The following is a 17,275-nucleotide window of genomic DNA, read 5'->3' as shown; positions in this document are numbered from 1 at the left end:
CACGGCTGCTAACGGTCGGCCCCCTGTGCGACGCAATCCATTCAACCGTTCCGAACGGAGAGAAAAAGACATGGCGTTTCGTCCCCTGGGAGACCGCGTGCTGATCAAGCGCGTCGAAGAAGAAGAGAAGACCAAGGGCGGGATCATCATTCCCGACACCGCCAAGGAAAAGCCGCAGGAAGGCGAAGTCGTCGCCGTCGGCCCCGGCGCCCGCGATGACAGCGGCAAGATCCAGCCCCTGGACGTGAAGCCGGGCGACAAGATCCTGTTCGGCAAGTGGTCGGGCACCGAAGTGAAGATCGACGGTCAGGACCTCCTGATCATGAAGGAAAGCGACGTCCTGGGCGTGGTCGAATAACCACCTCCTCCGCTCTCCTCCCTTCCATAACATTCTGAAAGAGCTGAACAAAAATGGCCGCTAAAGACGTCTATTTCGCCTCCGACGCGCGCGATCGCATGCTGCGCGGCGTCAATGTCCTCGCCAACGCCGTGAAGGTGACCCTGGGTCCCAAGGGCCGCAACGTGGTCATCGAGAAGTCCTTCGGCGCCCCGCGCTCCACCAAGGACGGCGTGTCGGTCGCCAAGGAAATCGAACTGGCTGACCGCTTCGAGAACCTCGGCGCGCAAATGATCCGGGAGGTCGCCTCCAAGACCAACGACAAGGCCGGCGATGGCACCACCACCGCCACCGTCCTGGCTCAAGCCATCGTCGTCGAGGGCCTGAAGGCCGTCGCCGCCGGCATGAACCCGATGGATCTGAAGCGCGGCGTCGACAAGGCCGTCACCAAGGTGCTGGCCGACATCAAGGCCTCGGCCAAGAAGGTCACCACCAACGCCGAGATCGCCCAGGTCGGCACCATCTCGGCCAACGGCGACACCGAAGTCGGTGAGAAGATCGCCAACGCGATGGCCAAGGTCGGCAACGAAGGCGTCATCACGGTTGAAGAAGCCAAGACCGCCGAGACCGAACTCGACGTCGTCGAAGGCATGCAGTTCGACCGCGGCTACCTGTCGCCCTACTTCATCACCAACGCCGACAAGATGGAGGTCGAACTCGAAGAGCCTCTGATCCTGCTCTACGAAAAGAAGCTGACCTCCCTGCAGCCCCTGCTTCCGGTCCTGGAAGCCGTGGTCCAGTCGGGCCGTCCCCTGCTGATCATCGCCGAGGACGTCGAGGGCGAAGCCCTGGCCACCCTGGTGGTCAACAAGCTGCGCGGCGGTCTCCGCGTCGCCGCCGTCAAGGCGCCGGGCTTCGGCGATCGCCGCAAGGCCATGCTGGAAGACATCGCCATCCTGACCGGCGGTGAACTGATCAGCGAAGACCTGGGCATCAAGCTTGAGAACGTCGGCCTGGAAATGCTGGGCAAGGCCAAGAAGGTCACCATCACCAAGGACGACACCACCATCGTCGACGGCATCGGCGCCAAGGACGCGATCGAAGGCCGCATCGGCCAGATCAAGCGCCAGATCGAAGACACCACGAGCGACTACGACAAGGAAAAGCTGCAGGAACGTCTGGCCAAGCTGGCCGGCGGCGTCGCCGTGATCCGCGTCGGCGGCTCGACGGAAGTCGAAGTGAAGGAAAAGAAGGACCGCGTCGACGACGCCCTCAACGCGACCCGCGCGGCCGTGGAAGAAGGCATCGTTCCCGGCGGCGGCGTCGCCCTGCTGAAGGCCTCCAAGGCTCTGGACGGCTTCAAGGGTGACAATGCCGACCAGGAAGCCGGCGTCGCCATCGTGCGCCGCGCCCTGCAGGCCCCGATCCGTCAGATCGCCGAAAACGCCGGCGTTGAAGGCTCGATCGTGGTCGGCAAGGTCATGGAGAGCACCTCGGCGACCTTCGGCTTCAACGCCCAGACCGAAGAGTATGTGGACATGGTCGCGGCCGGCGTCATCGACCCGGCCAAGGTGGTCCGCACCGCCCTGCAGGACGCCGCCTCGGTGGCCGGCCTGCTGATCACCACCGAAGCCGCGATCGTCGAGGCCCCCAAGAAGGGCGGCGGCGCTCCCGACATGGGTGGCGGCATGGGCGGCATGGGCGGCATGGACTTCTAAGTCCAGCCAACCACAGCGCTTAAGATTGAGGGCGGGGCCGCGAGGCGCCGCCCTTTTTCGTGGCCGCTATTTGAGCTTGAGCTTTTCCAGCAGCGGGCTGAGTTCGCCCTTGATCTCGTAGACGCCGACGTCCTTGACCATCTGGGGCGTCGCCCATTCCGGCCAGGGCTCGATCACCTCGATGTCGCGGAAGGCGGTGGTGAGCGCACCGGGCGACTTGGCCTTGATGAAGGCCCACTCCACGCCGAGCTCGCCCCTGTGACGGATCAGGAAGGTGGCCATCAGTCGCCCCTTCCATCGCCAAGCACGACCTGCCCGACCCAGCTCACCACGCCCACAATGATCGAGGCCAGGATGCCGGCGATCAGGCCCGAGACCATGAAGCCCGGCAGCAGCAGGGCCACCAACCCGATCATGGCGGCGTTCACCACCAGCAGGAACAGGCCCAGCGTCAGGATCGTCAGCGGCAGGGTCAGCAGGAACACGATAGGCCGGACGATGGCGTTGACCACCCCCAGCAGCAGGGCGGCCAGCAGCAGGTCGAGCCAGCCCGAGTAGGAAACGCCGGGCAGCAGCACCGCCGCCAGCCAGAGACCGAGCGCGGCGATCAGCACGCGGGCGAGGAAACGGGACATCGGGGAACTCCGGCCTTAAGGACGAGGCGACTTAAGCCACAGCATCCAGGAAGGCTCCATGCCCTACGTCAATATCCGTATCACACCCGGCGCCACCCAGGCCCAGAAGGAGGAACTGATCGCCGGGACCACCGAACTGCTGGCCCGCGTCCTGGACAAGAACCCCGCCACCACCTTCGTGGTGATCGACGAGGTGGCGCGGGAGCACTGGGGCGTGGGCGGCGCCAGCCTGGCGGCGCGGGACAAGACGACGGGCGGTTCGCCATCCTCGACGCCGACGGCGACGGACAACTGACCCTGGCCACCCTGCCCCTGGGGCCACCGCCGCAACGCTGAGCCCTGGATTTGTCGCCGGCGCCAAAAACGAAGAGTTCACGTTTGGTGGCCTAGGTTGCTCGCGGGGTAGTCCACACGCGCCGAAGGGGGGCGGCGGGAACCATGACGCCGCGCGACCTGCTCAACGATCAGCTCGACATCGTCGCCGCGGAATCGCGCGCGACCTTGTGGATCCGGCTGGCGCTGACCTTTGTCAGCGGCCTGCTGTTTGGCCTGAATTTCGGCCCGGTCGCCGCCATGATCTGGCTCGCCGCCGTCTTCACCGGCGAGGCCTGGACCTGGTGGGTCACGCGCGAGCCCGCCGCGGGCCGGCCCAATTCCATGACCAACCGCTGGCTCTATGTCGGCGCGACCGTCGCCGTCAGCCTGTTCTGGTCCAGCGCCGCCTGGGCCTATTGGCGTACAGGATCCCAGGCCCTGCAACTGACCTGCATCGCCATCTCCGCCAGCCAGATGATCCATGGCCAGTGCTTCGCCTTCCGATCCAAGCTGGCGCTGGGCATCCTGGCCGGCATCCCGGCCACCTTGCTGGTCGGCCTGCTCGTCCTGGATGGGGGTTTCAGCGGCGCGCCGCTGCTGACGCTCGGGATCAGTGTCGGCCTGGCGGTGCTCTACGTCTTCAACAGCGCCGTGGTGAACATGCGCAACGCCGAGGCCTTGGAAGGCGCCCAGCGCGACGCCGTGGAGGCCAACCAGGCCAAGTCGGCCTTCCTGGCCATGATGAGCCACGAACTGCGCACGCCGATGAACGGGGTTCTCGGCATGGCGCACGCCCTGAAACAGACCCGCCTGGATGAGCGCCAGGGCGCTCAGGTGGAGATGCTGATCCGCTCCGGCGACGGGCTGATGGCCATCCTCAACGACATCCTCGACGTCTCGAAGATCGAAGCGGGAAAGATGGAGCTGGAGGAAATCGCCTTCGACCTCAGCGAGGTGGGCGCCCGGGTCATCGACCTGTGGCGGGAGACCGCCAACGCCAAGGGCGTCGAGCTGAACTATGAGCTGGCGCCCGGCGCCCCCCGCTGGCTGGCCGGCGACCCCAGCCGAATCCGCCAGGTCATGCTGAACCTGGTGTCCAACGCCCTGAAATTCACGCAGGAGGGCGAGGTCCGCCTTTCGGTCCGGCCGGTGATCGCCCACGGCGAGGATACAGTCGCCTTTGAGATCGCCGTTTCCGACACCGGCATCGGCATCACCCCCGAACAACAGGCCAGACTGTTCCAGTCCTTCGCCCAGGCCGACGCGGCCACGACCCGCAAGTTCGGCGGCACGGGTTTGGGCCTGGCCATCTGTCGCCAGCTCACCGACCTGATGGGCGGCGAGATCAGTGTGGAGAGCGAGCCGGGACGCGGCTCGGTGTTCCGCGTCACCCTGGAACTGCCCCGCGCCGACGCGGTCGACCTGGCGGAGCCTGTGGCCGAGAGCGGGGGTCTTTCGCACCTCACCCTGCTGGTGGCCGAGGACAACCCGATCAACCAGGCCGTGGTCCGCGCTGTGCTGGAGGCCGTGGGCGCCCAGTTGGAGACCGCCAATGACGGCGCCGAGGCGCTGGATATGTTGCGGGAAAAGACCTTCGACCTGGTGCTGATGGACATTCACATGCCGCGGATGGATGGCGTCGAGGCCCTGCGCCGCATCCGCGCCGGCGAGACCGGTGACGCTCGCCAGCCGGTGATCGCGCTCACCGCCGACGCCATGCCCGGCGAAGACCAGAAGCTGCTAGCCCACGGCTTCGACGACGTACAGCCCAAGCCGATCCAGCCCATGGCCCTGATCGCCGCCATCCTCGACGCCTGCGAAGCGCGCGGCGAGGTGGCGAAGACGGACGCCGCCTAAGGCCTATTCGGCCGCCACCGCCTCCAGCACGGGCACGGCTTCCGACAGCCGCCCACCGATGCGGATTGGCTCGACCCGGCGGGCAAGCCCCGTGGCGTCGTCGGTCTCCACATAGACCCCGCAGACCGTGGCCGGGCCCTCTGCGGGCTTGTAGCGGCCGCCGGAGATGCGGGTGGTGAAGCGCCGCAGGGGCTCTTCCTTCTGGTTGCCGATGACGCTGTCATAGTCAGCGCAGGCGCCGGCGTCGGTCTGGTAGGCGGTGCCGCCGGTGAGGATCTGGCAGTCGGCGGTGGGAACGTGGGTATGGGTGCCCACAACCAGGCTGGCCCGGCCGTCGCAGAAGTGGCCCATGGCCATCTTCTCGCTGGTGGCCTCGGCATGCATGTCCACGACAATGGCGTCCACGGCCATCCCCAGGGGGCAGGCCTCCAGTTCCTTGTCCACCGAGGCGAAGGGATCATCCAGGCTGTCCATGTGGACGCGGCCCAGGACATTGATCACCAGGATGCGCTGACCCTTGGCGGTCTCGAACATCTGCGAGCCGCGGCCGGGCGTGTCGGCGAACAGCGGATAGTTCACGGGGCGGATCAGGCGCGGTTCGCGCACGATGTAGGTGAGCGCCTCCTTCTGATCGAAGGAGTGGTTGCCCAAGGTCAGGCAGTCGGCCCCGGCGTCGAACAGTTCGCGGGCGGTGTTCTCGGTGATCCCGAACCCCGACGCCGCGTTCTCGGCGTTGATGATCACGAAATCCAGGGCCAGCCTGCGACGCAGGGCGGGCAGGTGGTCGGAGATCCCGTCGCGCCCGGCGCGGCCCACCACATCCCCAAAGAAAGCAAAACGCATGGAAAGTCCTTAGCTCGTCCGGAGGTCTGTATAGCCGGTTTCGGTGAGGATGGCGTCCAGCCTCTGATCGTGGGCGTCGAGGGTCATGGCTTCGACCTCCTGCCCGGCATAGGCCAGGCCCAGGACGAAGACCGAGCGCGCGGCCCGCAGGGTCTCCAGAGTCCGGTCATAGTGGCCGCCGCCCTGCCCCAGACGGCCGCCTCTGCGATCAAAGCCCAGCAGCGGCGCAATCACCAGGTCGGGATGCAGGCCAGCCGCGGAGGGCGGCGGCGCGGGCACGCCCACGGCGTCGGGGACCAGGCGATCACGAGGGTCCCAGGCGCGGAAGACCAGGGGCGCGTCCCGGGCGAGCGCCACCGGCAGGGCCAGGCTGGCGCCGGTCGCCGCCAACCTGCGGATCAGGGGGCCAGGGTCCAGCTCCGAGCCGAGGGCATGGTAACCGGCGAAGGCGGTGAAGGCCGGCAGCCGGTCCAGGGGCAGGAGGGCCGCGGCCCGCTCGGCGGCGTCGGGGGCCGCGAGGGCCAGGGCCTTGCGCAGAACGCGCAGCCGCGCCCGCTGATCGGCTTTGGAGGTCGGGGACAAGGTCTCGCCCTAAGGAGGGAAAGGGTGGCGGCGCCGCGAGAGCCGTGAAGGACGGTTAAAACCCCCTCGGACCTGGTATACCAGGTGGGCGCCATATGCCCGGGCCCACGAGCCCGGACAGGGACAGCTCCCGTAGAGAGAATTAAGGTCTCTGGGATTTGTTGCCTTCGACGAGATCCGCAGCAGACCCGCCGGAAACCAAGATAGGCCTCCGGGGTCTACTTCTCAAGCACCACCGCTATTTGCTCAGACGCAGGTTGTCGATGGAGCCGGCGATGGCGTCGAAGGCGGCCTGCAGGTCGTCCACGTCCTGCACGTCATAGAACTTGTCCGGCGTGGAGGCGCAGTTCTGCAGCAGCGACGACGAGCCGCTGTTGACCTCCACCCGCACCGTATAGACGACGATGTCGCGGTCCTTCACCGCCGTGCAGAGCAGCGCCAGCCGGGAGTCGATGGCGCTGGAGCGCGTGGTGGCGTTGGTGGAGGTGGTCCCCAGCATGTTCTGCCAGATGTAGCCGAGACCGCCATAGAACGATGCATTCACCTCCCCGCTCTTGGAGGGGTTGTTCATGGTGTTGTCGCCGTCGGTCATCAGGATGATGATCTTGCGGACATGCTGCGTGCCGTACGGCGAACCGCCGGTCATCGGGCCGGCCGGCGCCAGAGCGTGCCAACCCCAGACCATGCCCAGCGGAATGTTGGTCTCGCCCACCGCTGTCATGTTGGTGATGCCGGTCTTGATCGTCGCGCTGCTGGTGGTGAGCGGGATGACGGGCTGCAGGGTGCAGCCGGCGTTCGGGCCCAGAGTGTAGGCGCCGTACGCAGAGCTATCGAGGCTGAACGCCCCGTTCCGCTTCATGCTGCCGCCGGCGTACTTGGCCGTCCGCCGCTGCTTCTGCATCGTGGTCAGGCCCGAGCCGCCGTCGTCCATGTAGTTGTTGTAGTGGTTGCTGTCGGGCTCATCGGGCCAGAAATAGGGGATGAACATCGAGGCAGGGATCGACGCGTTGGCGGCGTCTTCCTTGATGTCATACGGCTGGGCCCGCGCCTCGATGCACCCGCTCCAGGACTGGCCAATGGCCTTCATCATGGCGAAGCGGTCAGTCTTGGTGGTGGTGTTGCCGACCGCGGTCTCGAAGATGTCGTTGTTGGCGTTCGTGCCGTAGTGCGACGAACCCAAGGGGTCGATCCAGGAAGCAATCCCCGGGCCGGTACGCGTCGTGGTGTTGTAGCTGGTCAGCGCCGTGGTGTTCTGCACCCGCACGGTGGTGGAGAAGGGCACCAGGGCGATCTTCAGCGGATCTGTCTGGGTCGAGCGGCTGGAGGCCTCCACCAGCTTGTCGACCATGGCCGCGGCCGCGGCCTTCAGGGTGGCGAGCTTGGTCCCCTGCATCGAGCCGGTGTTGTCGAGGACCAGCGCGATCTCCAGCTTGTCCAGCGAACGGACCACCTCGGAATTGGCCTTCACATTGCCATGCACGAACAGGCTCGGCGCCAGGGCCGGCGGCGCGACCTCGGCGTAGCCCACCACCTTGTCGCCCACCAGGGTGAAGGTCGAGGCCACCAGGGTGGCGCCCGTCGGCAGGGTCAGATTGGCCAGCAGCGCGGCGTCGCCGACCGTGTCCACGGCGGCGCTTGTCTTGGCGGTCGAGCGGGCGGCGAACAGGGTCGCGGCGTCGAGTGAGTCCTGCAGATTGTTGCGTTGGGTCGAGGCCAGATAGATGTCGAACATGCCCAGCATCAGCGGCGCCAGCAGGATCAGCGACACGGCGAAGAAGATCGCCGCCGCGCCGTTCTCGTCCCGGGCGCCGGCCACAAGGCGGCGCAGCAGGCGCACGCGCCAGCCCATCCGTCGGGTGTTATCTTGGTCCAGTTTCGCGCGCACGCCACGCCCCCGATCGCAGGAATATCGGGGTAGTCTCGCAGATCAGCGTAAACGAAAGAGGCGACGCTTAGGGTAAACGGCGCCGTAAGAGTTGACCCCCACGGCGCCCAGTCTTGAGGGGGGTCTACCAGCCGCAGCGCTCGCCCTTGTTCTGCGCGATCAGCCAGGCATTGAGCGGCTTGAAATAGGCGGTGATGGCGCTGCCGTCGGTGCGGGTCTCGCCGGAATAGACCTTCAGGGTTTCCTGCCAGGGCTGGGAATTGCCCCGTTCCAGCATGGCGTTCAGCCTCTCGCCCACATCCTTGCGCCCATAGAGCGAGCAGCGGTGCAACGGCCCCTTCCAGCCCATCTGTTTGCAGGCCGCCCGCTGGAACTGGAACTCGTAGTTGAAGGCGAGGAAGTAGCGCACGTAGGGCACGCTGGCGGCGATGTGGTATTTGGCGGCCGGGTCGAAGGCGTCGTCCGGACGCGGGCCGGGCGGGGTCAGCCCCTGGTACTGGCCGCGCAGCTTCCACCAGGCCTCGTTGTAGTGGGCCGGATCCACCTGGCCTGAGAACACCTGCCAGCGCCATTTGTCGATCATCAGGCCGAAGGGCAGGAAGGCGATCTTGTCGAGCGCCATCTTCAGGAGGAACGGGATGTCCTCCTCCACGCCGGGCGCCTTATCCAGCAAGCCGATCTGGGTGAGGTAGGTGGGCGTCAGGGCCGACATGCCGGCCAGGTCTCCCACCGCCTCGTGGAAACCGTCATTGGCCGAGCCCTTGAACAGGTAGGGCTGGGCCGAATAGGCGCGCTGGTAGTAGTTGTGACCCAGCTCGTGGTGGACGGTGTAGAAGTCGTCGGCGTTGACCTTGAAACAGGCCTTGATGCGGATGTCGTCGCGGTCGTTCACGTCCCAGGCTGAGGCGTGGCAGGTCACCTCCCGGTCCCGGGGCCGCTCCAGCATCGAGCGTTCCCAGAAGGTCTTGGGCAGGGGCGCGAAGCCGAGGGATGAATAGAAGGCCTCGCCCGTCTGGGTCATCTTCACGGGCGTGTAGCCTTGGGCGACCAGCAGCTTGTCGAGATCGTAGCTTGAGGCGGCGGCCTTGGGCGCCACCACATCATAGATGTTGCCCCAGGACTGGGCCCACATGTTGCCGGTGAGGTCGGCGCGGATCGGTCCGGTCCGTGGCTGGACCGCGTCGCCGTACCTGTCGTTCAGGCGAGCCCGCACATAACAGTGGAGGTTCCGGTAGAAGGGCTCCACCTGGGTCCACAGTCGGTCGGTCTCGGCGGCGAAGGCGTCTGGGTCCATGTCGTAGTTCGAGCGCCACAGCGCGCCGGTATCGGACAACCCAAGGCCCTTGGCGCCTTCGTTGGTGAGGACCGCGGCCCTGGCGTAGTCGGCCATCATGGGCGGGGCGATGGTATGCCAGCCCTCCCAGACCGCCTTCAGTTCGGCGGGATCGCGGCTCTTGGCCAGGATGTCCTCGGCGTCGTTCAGGGTGAGCGTCTTGCCCTGGTGCTGGAACTTGCCGGTGGAGTAGGTGGCGGTCAGGCCCGATTGCAGGTCGGCCAGTTCCTTGGCGGCCCCCGGGCGGTCCGGGGCCGGGGAGGTCAGAAACAGCTTCAGCAGCTTCAGCTTGCGGGCCGTGAGGGGATCCACAGCCACCCCATCATACCTGGCGGCCTGCTTGGCGTAGCCGGTGGCCAGGATGTTCTGTTCGGCGCTGGCCTTGGCGTCCAGCCACAGAGTGTCCTCGGTGATGTAGGTGGCCCGCACCCAGGCGGTCCGGGCGGCGAACTCGCTAAAGGCGGCCAGATCGGCCTCGGCCTTGTCGACAAAGGCCTTCGCCTCGGCGGGGGTGGGTTTTGCATCCTGTGCGGCGGCCGGCCCAAAGGCCAGCAGGGCGACCGCGGTGGCCGCCAGAAGTTGAGATCGCATGGGGTGGATGTCCTTGCGCGGAGAGGGTCGCGGCGCGCTTGCGCCGCCATGACCGCGATGGAACGTCCGGCGGGATCAACCGTCAAGCGCTGGGCGCAGATCTCCAGGAGACGCGACGGATGGTGGCTTCCACGGCGGCCTGGGCGTCGGACTGGCTGAGGTCGAGGCCGGTGGCGACGGTTTCGCCGTCCTCATCATAGACAGACCAGGACCAACCGCGCTCGGCATGGGCCAGCGAATAGGCGAACGGTAGGTCTGTCATGGCCGGCCTCGCGTTGTGTGCGTTGCAGCAATACTGCTCAATGACGACTCCAACGCCCCTTGCTGTCAAGCGGTTGCGCGCGTCATGCAGCGCGGGGCGGGAGGTAGATTTTTCGTGAGCGGCGATAGACCTTCCGCCGCCTCGTGCGTTGGGCGAAACTTCGTCCGCAGGGAGACATCGCATGACCCACCAGGCTTCAACGGAAGACCTCAAGGCCAAGGGTCGCGCCTTGATCCATGAGTCGGCCCTGACCGCCGGCCGCTGGATCGCCGCCGACGGCGATGTGATCGAGGTGGAAGACCCTGCCGAGGAAACCTTACTCGGACGCGTTCCCAAGCTGACGGCGACCCAGGTCGATACGGCCATCGAGGCCGCCGCTGCGGCGTTTCCCGACTGGTCCAAACGCAAGGGCACGGCGCGTGGCGCGATCCTCGCCCGCTGGGCCGAACTGGTCACCGCCAATGAGCAGGGCCTGGCCGCCCTGATCAGCCTGGAGAACGGCAAGCCCTATCAGGAAGCGCTTGGTGAGGTGCGCTACGCCAACAGCTTCATCACCTGGTACGCCGACCTGGCGGGACATCTGGACGGCAAGGCCATCGAGAGCGCCAACGGCGGCGACCTGATCCTGGCCTTCCGTGAGCCGGTGGGCCCGGTGGCGGCGATCACGCCCTGGAACTTTCCCGCCGCCATGATCACACGGAAGGTGGCCGCCGCCTTCTGCGCCGGCTGCACCGTGGTGCTGAAACCCGCCTCGGCCACCCCCTTCACCGGCCTCGCGCTCGCCGCCCTGGCTCTGGAGGCCGGCGTGCCGGAGGGCGCCTTCTCGGTGGTCACCGGGGCGCAGGACGTGGTGGGCGAGCGGCTGACCGGGTCGAGCCTGATCCGCAAGCTCTCCTTCACCGGCTCCACACAGGTGGGCCGCAAGCTGGCCGCCCAGTGCGCGCCGACCCTGAAACGGCTCTCCATGGAGTTGGGCGGGGCGGCCCCGCTGCTGGTGTTCGATGACGCCGACCTCGATGTGGCCGTCGAGGGCACGATCCAAGGCAAGTTTCGCGCGGCGGGCCAGACCTGTGTCTGCCCCAACCGAATCTATGTGCAAGAGGGCCTGGCCGAGGCCTTCCTGGAGAAACTGACCGCCCGGGTCGCGGCCCTGACGGTCGGCAAGCCTTTCGAGGACGGCGTGGTCATCGGCCCGCTGATCGACGCAAAGGGCGTGGCCAAGGTGGAGGACCATATCGCCCGCACCGTGGCCGCCGGCGGCGAGGTGCTGACCGGTGGACGGCGGCTGGAGGGCAGGTTCTTCCAGCCCACCGTGCTGTCGGGGGGCGATGACCACCTGTTCCGCCACGAGGAGACCTTTGGCCCGGTCACCCCGGTGTTCCGGTTCAAGACCGAGGACGAGGCCCTGGCCCGGGCCAACGCCTCGGAATTCGGCCTGGCGGCCTTCCTGTTCACCGACGACCTGAACCGCGCCATGCGGGTGGGACGGAGCCTGGAGGCTGGTCTGATCGGGGTCAATTCGGGCCTGATCTCCAACGCCGCCAACCCCTTCGGCGGGGTCAAGCAGTCGGGCTATGGGCGCGAGGGATCGGCCTACGGCATCGACGACTACCTGCAGGTGAAGTCCCTGACCCTCGCCCTGCGCTAGGGCCTGGAAAAATCAGCGCCTAAAGCCCCCGCAACAGGTTACGCCAATTGACGCTGGCCCGCCTTTGCCCTCCCCTCTGCCGACAACACTCTAGTCATCCGGGGAGGGGGCGATGGCTCCGAGCGACGAGACGCCGACCGAGGGCGCGCCTGAGCCCATGCCCCGGCCCGATCCGGCGCCGGAACGCCCGAGCTCGGCCTTCCGCGACCGTCTGAAGGGCTGGACCGATCGCGCTCGGACCAGCCGTGTGCCGGGCTTGCTGGCCGCCGGTCTGCTGGTGGCCGCCTTCGGCGGCGGCTTCATCGCCGCCAAGGGCCTGGAGGGCTTCTCCCTGTTCGGCGCCGGCAAGCCTGGCCCCACCGCCAAGCTTGAGCCGGGCGCGCAGGGCTGGTCGCTGTTCGGCAAGCCCCGCGACGCCGGCGCCCCGCGACGCGGCATCCCCAAGCCCGAGGGCTTCGCCGTCTGGCGTTCACGCATCGACACCTCCAAGCCCGAGCCGCTCGCCTGCGTGGAACTGACGCGGCCCCTCGATCCCGCCAAGTCCTATGCCGACTACGTGCTGGTGGCGCCCGATCTCGGCGGCAGCCCCGCCGTCTCGGTGAAAGGCTCCGAACTCTGCGTCGCCGGAGTCGGCTTCACCGACCGCCGCATCACGCTCCTGAAGGGCCTGCCCGCCCGCGGCGGCGAGCTCCTGGCCGCCAACGCCGACGTCGACTTCACGTTCGGTGAGAAGCCCCCCTATGTCGGCTTCGCCGGTGAGGGCGTGATCCTGCCCCGCGAGGACGCCGACGGCATCGGCATCGAGACCGTCAACGTTTCCCGCCTCTATGTGGAGGTCTGGCGCGTGGTGGACCGCAACCTGGTCCGCAAATCGATCAGCGCGCCCGATCCCACCCCCGAAGGCCAGTATTCCGACGACTACGGCTCCGACAGCCCCGACGACGAGGGCCGGGTGGTCTGGAAGGGCGAGGTGGCGGTCAACGTCCAGAGCGCCGGGGACCGCACCACCACCGTCTTCCCCCTGGGCGCCGTGCTCAAGGACATGAAGCCGGGCGGCTATGTCATCAAGGCGCGTGACGCCTCCGGCGGCCGAGCCATCAAGGGCGATGACGGCGAGAGCCTCGACCCCAATCCGCCGGCCCAGGCCCGGCGCTGGGTGATGTTCACCGACATGGCGCTCTCGGCCTATGACGGCTCGGAATCCCTCGACGTCGTGGTCCGCTCGCTGAAGACCGCCAAGGTGCTGCCGGGCGTCAAGGTGACGCTGGTGGCGCGCAACGGCGAGGACCTGGCGGTGGCCAGCGCCGACGCCTCGGGTCGCGTGCACTTCGATCACGCCCTGCTGGAGGGCGAAGGCCCCGCCGACGCCAAGATGGTGATGGCCTATGGCCAGGCCGGCGACCTCGCCGTGCTCGACCTCGACCGCGCCCCCGTCGACCTGTCGAAACAGGGCATCGGCGGCCGAACGTCCGAGAGCCCGGACGGCGGCACCGCCGGCCGCGCCACCTCCACCGCCGTCGACGCCTATGTCTATGGCGACCGCGGCATCTATCGCCCCGGCGAGACCGTCCATCTGAACGCCCTGCTCCGCGACCGCGAGGTCAAGGCGGTGAAGGACCGCAAAGGCGCCATCGTCGTGCGCCGTCCGTCCGGCGTGGAATTCAAGCGCTACGCCTTCGACCGCGCCCCGCAAGGCTCCGTCGGCGCCGACGTGGTGTTGCCCAAGAGCGCGCCGCGCGGCCGCTGGACCGCCAGGATCGAGATCGACGGTCTGGAAAAGCCGGCCGGAAGCCTGAGCTTCTCGGTGGAGGATTTCGCGCCGCAACGGCTGGCGGTGACCACCGTCGGTCAGGAATCGGCGCCGCTGAAGACCGCCGAGGTCCGCAACATCGACGTCAACGCCCGCTTCCTCTACGGCGCGGCCGGCGCGGGCCTGCAGGTGCAGGGCGAGGCGCGGCTGAAGGTCGACACCAATCCCTTCCCGCAGTTCGAGGGCTATGCCTGGGGCGACCAGGTCAGCCCGTTCGAGGAGAAGTATCTCGACCTTGGCCAGACCGTCACCGACGGCGAGGGCCGCGCGACCCTGAAGCTGTCGGCCGCCGAGGCCGGCGACACCCCCCAGCCGCTGGCCGTGGTCATGACCGCCAGCGTCTTCGAGCCGGGCGGCCGTCCGGTGCGCGAGGGCCTGAACCTCAAGGTCCGCACCAAACCCCTCTATCTGGGGGTCAAGGTCGACCAGGGTGAAACCGGCGGCAATGGCGATCCCACCATCTCGATGAGCGTCATCGCCGCCGACGCCACTGGCAAGCGCACGTCGGCCAGCGGCGTGGCCTACAGCCTGATCGCCGAGAACTGGGACTATGACTGGTTCCAGCAGGACGGCCGCTGGCAATGGCGCCGGACCAGCCGCGACGTGGTGGTGCAGAAGGGCGCACTGAATGTCGGCGCCGGGGATCCGGCCCGCATTTCCCGGCGTCTGGGTTGGGGCGACTACCGTCTCGAACTCACCGGGCCAGGCGGCGCGAAAAGCGTCATCCGCTTCGCCTCGGGCTGGGGCGCTCCGGCCAAGGATGTTGAAGCCCCCGACTTCGTGCGCGTCAGCGCCGGGGCCAAGGCCTATGCCCAGGGCGACACCGTCGAGATCACCCTGAAACCCCCCTATGCCGGGGAGGCGCAGATCGCCGTGGCCACCGACCGGTTGATCGACTTCAAGACCGTCACCGTCGGCAAGGACGGCGCCACCGTGCGCCTGAAGACCAACGGCGCCTGGGGCGGCGGGGCCTATGTGCTGGTGAGCGTGATCCAGCCCCGCGATCCGGTGGCCGCGCCCAAGCCGCGCCGCGCGCTCGGTCTGGTCTACGTCCCTCTCGATCCCAAGGACCGCAAGCTGACGGTGGAGCTCAACACCCCGGTCAAGGTCGATTCAAAGACCATGCTGAGCGTGCCGATCTCCATCAAGGGCGCCGGGTTCGGCGGCCGGGCGCACGTGACCCTGGCGGCCGTGGACGAAGGCATCCTGCGGCTGACCAAGTTCGACAGCCCCGATCCGGTGAAGTGGTACTTCGGCAAGAAGGCCCTGACGCTCGACTACCGCGACGACTATGGCCGCATGCTCGACCCGAATCTGGGCGCGCCGGCCAATGTCAATTTCGGCGGCGACGAGATCGGCGGCGAGGGCCTGACCGTCACCCCGATCAAGACCGTGGCTCTGTGGTCAGGCGTGGTGGAGACCGGCCTCGACGGCAAGGCGGTGATCAAGTTCCCGGCTCCGGACTTCAACGGCGAACTGCGGCTGATGGCCGTGGCCTGGACCGACACCGCCGTGGGGTCGGCCTCCAAGCCGCTCACCGTGCGCGAGCCGGTGGTGACCGAACTGTCTCTGCCGCGCTTCCTGGCGCCCGGCGACAAGGCCTTCGCCACGCTGGAACTGCATAATCTGGAGGGCAAGGTCGGCGAGTATGTCGCTCAGCTCACCTCGTCGGGCGGCATCCTGGCGCCCTTCAAGAAGGCATATCAGCTGGCCCTGAACCAGCGGGTCGCCGAGCGCATACCCTTCGACGCCCCCACGCGCGCCGGTATCGGCAAGGTCGGGTTCACGGTCACGGGGCCGGGCTTCACGACGGCCCGGGACTACCCGATCCAGACCCGCCTGGGCTGGAGCCCGATCACCCGGACCACCATCGAACTGCAAAGGCCGGGGACCAGCTACACCCCGACGGCCAATCTGCTGGCAGGTCTGGCGGCGGGCGATGCGACGATGCAGGTCAGTTACTCGCCGTTCCGGGGCTTCGATCCCGGACCGATCGCCGTGGCCCTGTCGCGCTACCCCTATGGCTGCACCGAGCAGACCATCTCGGCGGCCTATCCCCTGCTCTACGCCCAGGAGGTCAGCGCCGATCCCAAGGTGAAACGGTCGTCGGCGGCGCTGGCCGGGGCCGTCGGCCGCCTGCTGGACCGCCAGACTCTCGACGGGGCTTTCGGCCTCTGGCGGGTGGGTGACGGCGAGGCCGACGCCTGGTTGGGCGCCTACGCCACCGACTTCCTGATCGAGGCCCAGAAGGCGGGCGTGCCGGTGCCGCAACAGGCGGTCGACCGGGCGCTCTCGGCCATGCGTCAGGTGTCCCAGCCCACCGGCTGGGTCTCCATCTCCTACCGCACGGAGTATCCCGAGTGGTGGGCGGGGTCCCCAGAGGCCTCCAAGAAGGCCACCGAGACCCTGCGCAGCCGCGCCTCGGCCTATGCCCTCTACGTCCTGGCCAAGGGCGGCCGCGGCGATCTGGGCCGCCTGCGCTGGTGGCACGATGTGCAGATGAAGAGCGAGAAGTCTCCCCTGGCCAAGGCCCAGGTGGGCGCGGGCCTGGCCCTGATGGGCGACCACGCCCGGGCCCGCTCGGCCCTGCGCCAGGCCATCGCCGGCCTCGGTTATCGCGAGGACAGCGACTGGTATCAGAGCCCGCTGCGGGACCTGGCCGGGGTCATCGCCCTGGCCTACGAGTCCGGAGAAAGCGGCATGGCGCGTGGCCTGCAAGGCCGGCTGGAGAACGCCGTGAAGGACCCCGACAGCCTCAACACCCAGGAGCAGGCCCGCCTGCTGCAGGCCGCCCACTTCATGTTGAAGGCGGCCGGACCGATCAAGGTCACCGCCACCGGCGCCATCCCGCTCAATCCGGCGGGCGGCGCGCCGCGCTGGGCGGTGGGCAAGCTGTCAGCGGCGAGCTTCGTCAACGGCGGCAATGCGCTGTGGCGGACGGTGACGGTGACGGGCACGCCCATCGCGGCGCCCCCGGCCAGCGAAAGCGGCCTTAGCCTGTCCAAGCGGCTGGTGGGCTTCACCGGCGGCGCGGTCGATCCGGGGTCTCTGCGCCAGGGCGATCGGGTGATCGTGGTGGTGTCCGGGCGCTCCAGCCAGGCGCGGTCCATGGCCCTGGTGATCGACGATCCGCTGCCGGCCGGTTTCGAGATCGAGACCGTGCTGGGTCCTGACGATGCGCAGAACGGCCCGTTCCGGTTCCTCGGCACGCTGACCGGCGCCGACGTCCAGGAGAGCCGCGACGACCGCTATGTCGCGGCCACCGACCTGCCGGGCCGGGCGAGCTTCAGCTTCGCCTATGTCGCCCGCGCGGTGACGGCGGGTGACTTCCTGCTTCCCGGCGCCCAGGCCAAGGACATGTATCGTCCCGCCCTCAACGCCCGCACGGCCGCCGACCGGACGACCATCGCACCGGGGCCGTAGATTGAGAGTCCCCCTTCCCCCTCGATGGGGGAAGGG

General features: G+C 67.9%; 13 protein-coding genes and 1 other RNA gene. 6 read left to right on the top strand and 8 right to left on the bottom strand.

Features of this window, described 5'->3' with window-relative positions; genetic code table 11:
* Positions 1-70: 70 nt before the first annotated feature.
* Together groES and groL are read left to right on the top strand one after the other, a co-directional pair.
* Positions 71-358, top strand: a complete 288-nt coding sequence (gene groES / locus AAC997_RS18705) for a co-chaperone GroES (RefSeq protein WP_304775889.1) — start codon at positions 71-73, stop codon at positions 356-358.
* A gap of 53 nt (positions 359-411) precedes the next feature.
* On the top strand, positions 412-2,055 hold the full coding sequence (gene groL, locus AAC997_RS18700) for a chaperonin GroEL (RefSeq protein WP_340647216.1): 1,644 nt from the start codon (positions 412-414) through the stop codon (positions 2,053-2,055).
* A 66-nt stretch (positions 2,056-2,121) separates the two neighbouring features.
* On the opposite strand, the gene AAC997_RS18695 is transcribed toward groL, so the two are convergent.
* Complete coding sequence (locus AAC997_RS18695) at positions 2,122-2,337, bottom strand: hypothetical protein (protein WP_340647215.1); 216 nt, start codon at positions 2,335-2,337, stop codon at positions 2,122-2,124.
* Positions 2,337-2,690, bottom strand: a complete 354-nt coding sequence (locus tag AAC997_RS18690) for a phage holin family protein (protein ID WP_340647214.1) — start codon at positions 2,688-2,690, stop codon at positions 2,337-2,339. Before AAC997_RS18690 ends, AAC997_RS18695 begins: the two co-directional genes overlap by 1 nt.
* Before the next feature lie 58 nt (positions 2,691-2,748).
* Here AAC997_RS18690 and AAC997_RS18685 point away from each other — a divergent pair, with 58 nt between their 5' ends.
* Entirely contained in the window at positions 2,749-2,985 is a 237-nt protein-coding gene (locus AAC997_RS18685) for a 4-oxalocrotonate tautomerase family protein (protein WP_340647213.1), read from the top strand.
* Between the two features lie 143 nt (positions 2,986-3,128).
* Positions 3,129-4,862, top strand: coding sequence for an ATP-binding protein (locus tag AAC997_RS18680; protein ID WP_340647212.1), 1,734 nt, complete (start codon positions 3,129-3,131; stop codon positions 4,860-4,862).
* 3 nt (positions 4,863-4,865) lie between these two features.
* Here AAC997_RS18680 and AAC997_RS18675 read toward each other — a convergent pair whose 3' ends face one another.
* The 6 genes from AAC997_RS18675 to AAC997_RS18650 all read right to left on the bottom strand — a co-directional run bounded on the left by AAC997_RS18675 (position 4,866) and on the right by AAC997_RS18650 (position 10,358).
* The gene (locus AAC997_RS18675) at positions 4,866-5,705 is read right to left on the bottom strand and encodes a TIGR00282 family metallophosphoesterase (RefSeq protein ID WP_340647211.1); all 840 of its coding nucleotides are present in this window, start codon (positions 5,703-5,705) and stop codon (positions 4,866-4,868) included.
* Positions 5,706-5,714: 9 nt separating this feature from the next.
* Positions 5,715-6,287 (bottom strand): 5-formyltetrahydrofolate cyclo-ligase, encoded by a 573-nt coding sequence (locus tag AAC997_RS18670; RefSeq protein ID WP_340647210.1) that lies wholly within the window; start codon positions 6,285-6,287, stop codon positions 5,715-5,717.
* Between the two features lie 27 nt (positions 6,288-6,314).
* Positions 6,315-6,476, bottom strand: a non-coding RNA gene (ssrS, locus tag AAC997_RS18665) — 6S RNA.
* Positions 6,477-6,525: 49 nt separating this feature from the next.
* Positions 6,526-8,172, bottom strand: a complete 1,647-nt coding sequence (locus AAC997_RS18660; RefSeq protein WP_340647209.1) for a TadE/TadG family type IV pilus assembly protein — start codon at positions 8,170-8,172, stop codon at positions 6,526-6,528.
* Positions 8,173-8,296: 124 nt separating this feature from the next.
* Positions 8,297-10,096, bottom strand: coding sequence for a M2 family metallopeptidase (locus AAC997_RS18655; protein WP_340647208.1), 1,800 nt, complete (start codon positions 10,094-10,096; stop codon positions 8,297-8,299).
* Positions 10,097-10,178: 82 nt separating this feature from the next.
* Positions 10,179-10,358 carry a hypothetical protein gene (locus tag AAC997_RS18650; protein WP_340647207.1) on the bottom strand — a complete coding sequence of 60 codons (180 nt, stop codon included), beginning with the start codon at positions 10,356-10,358 and terminating at the stop codon, positions 10,179-10,181.
* 181 nt (positions 10,359-10,539) lie between these two features.
* Between AAC997_RS18650 and AAC997_RS18645 the strand changes: the two genes are divergently transcribed.
* Positions 10,540-12,006, top strand: coding sequence for an NAD-dependent succinate-semialdehyde dehydrogenase (locus AAC997_RS18645; RefSeq protein ID WP_340647206.1), 1,467 nt, complete (start codon positions 10,540-10,542; stop codon positions 12,004-12,006).
* A 112-nt stretch (positions 12,007-12,118) separates the two neighbouring features.
* Positions 12,119-17,239: an alpha-2-macroglobulin gene (locus AAC997_RS18640; RefSeq protein ID WP_340647205.1), complete on the top strand. Its 5,121-nt coding sequence runs from the start codon at positions 12,119-12,121 to the stop codon at positions 17,237-17,239.
* Positions 17,240-17,275 lie beyond the last annotated feature (36 nt).

This window comes from Phenylobacterium sp., from assembly GCF_037968635.1.
GTDB lineage: Bacteria > Pseudomonadota > Alphaproteobacteria > Caulobacterales > Caulobacteraceae > Phenylobacterium.
Note: the sequence above shows the minus strand (reverse complement) of the source record. Positions and strands in the feature narration are given on the sequence as shown.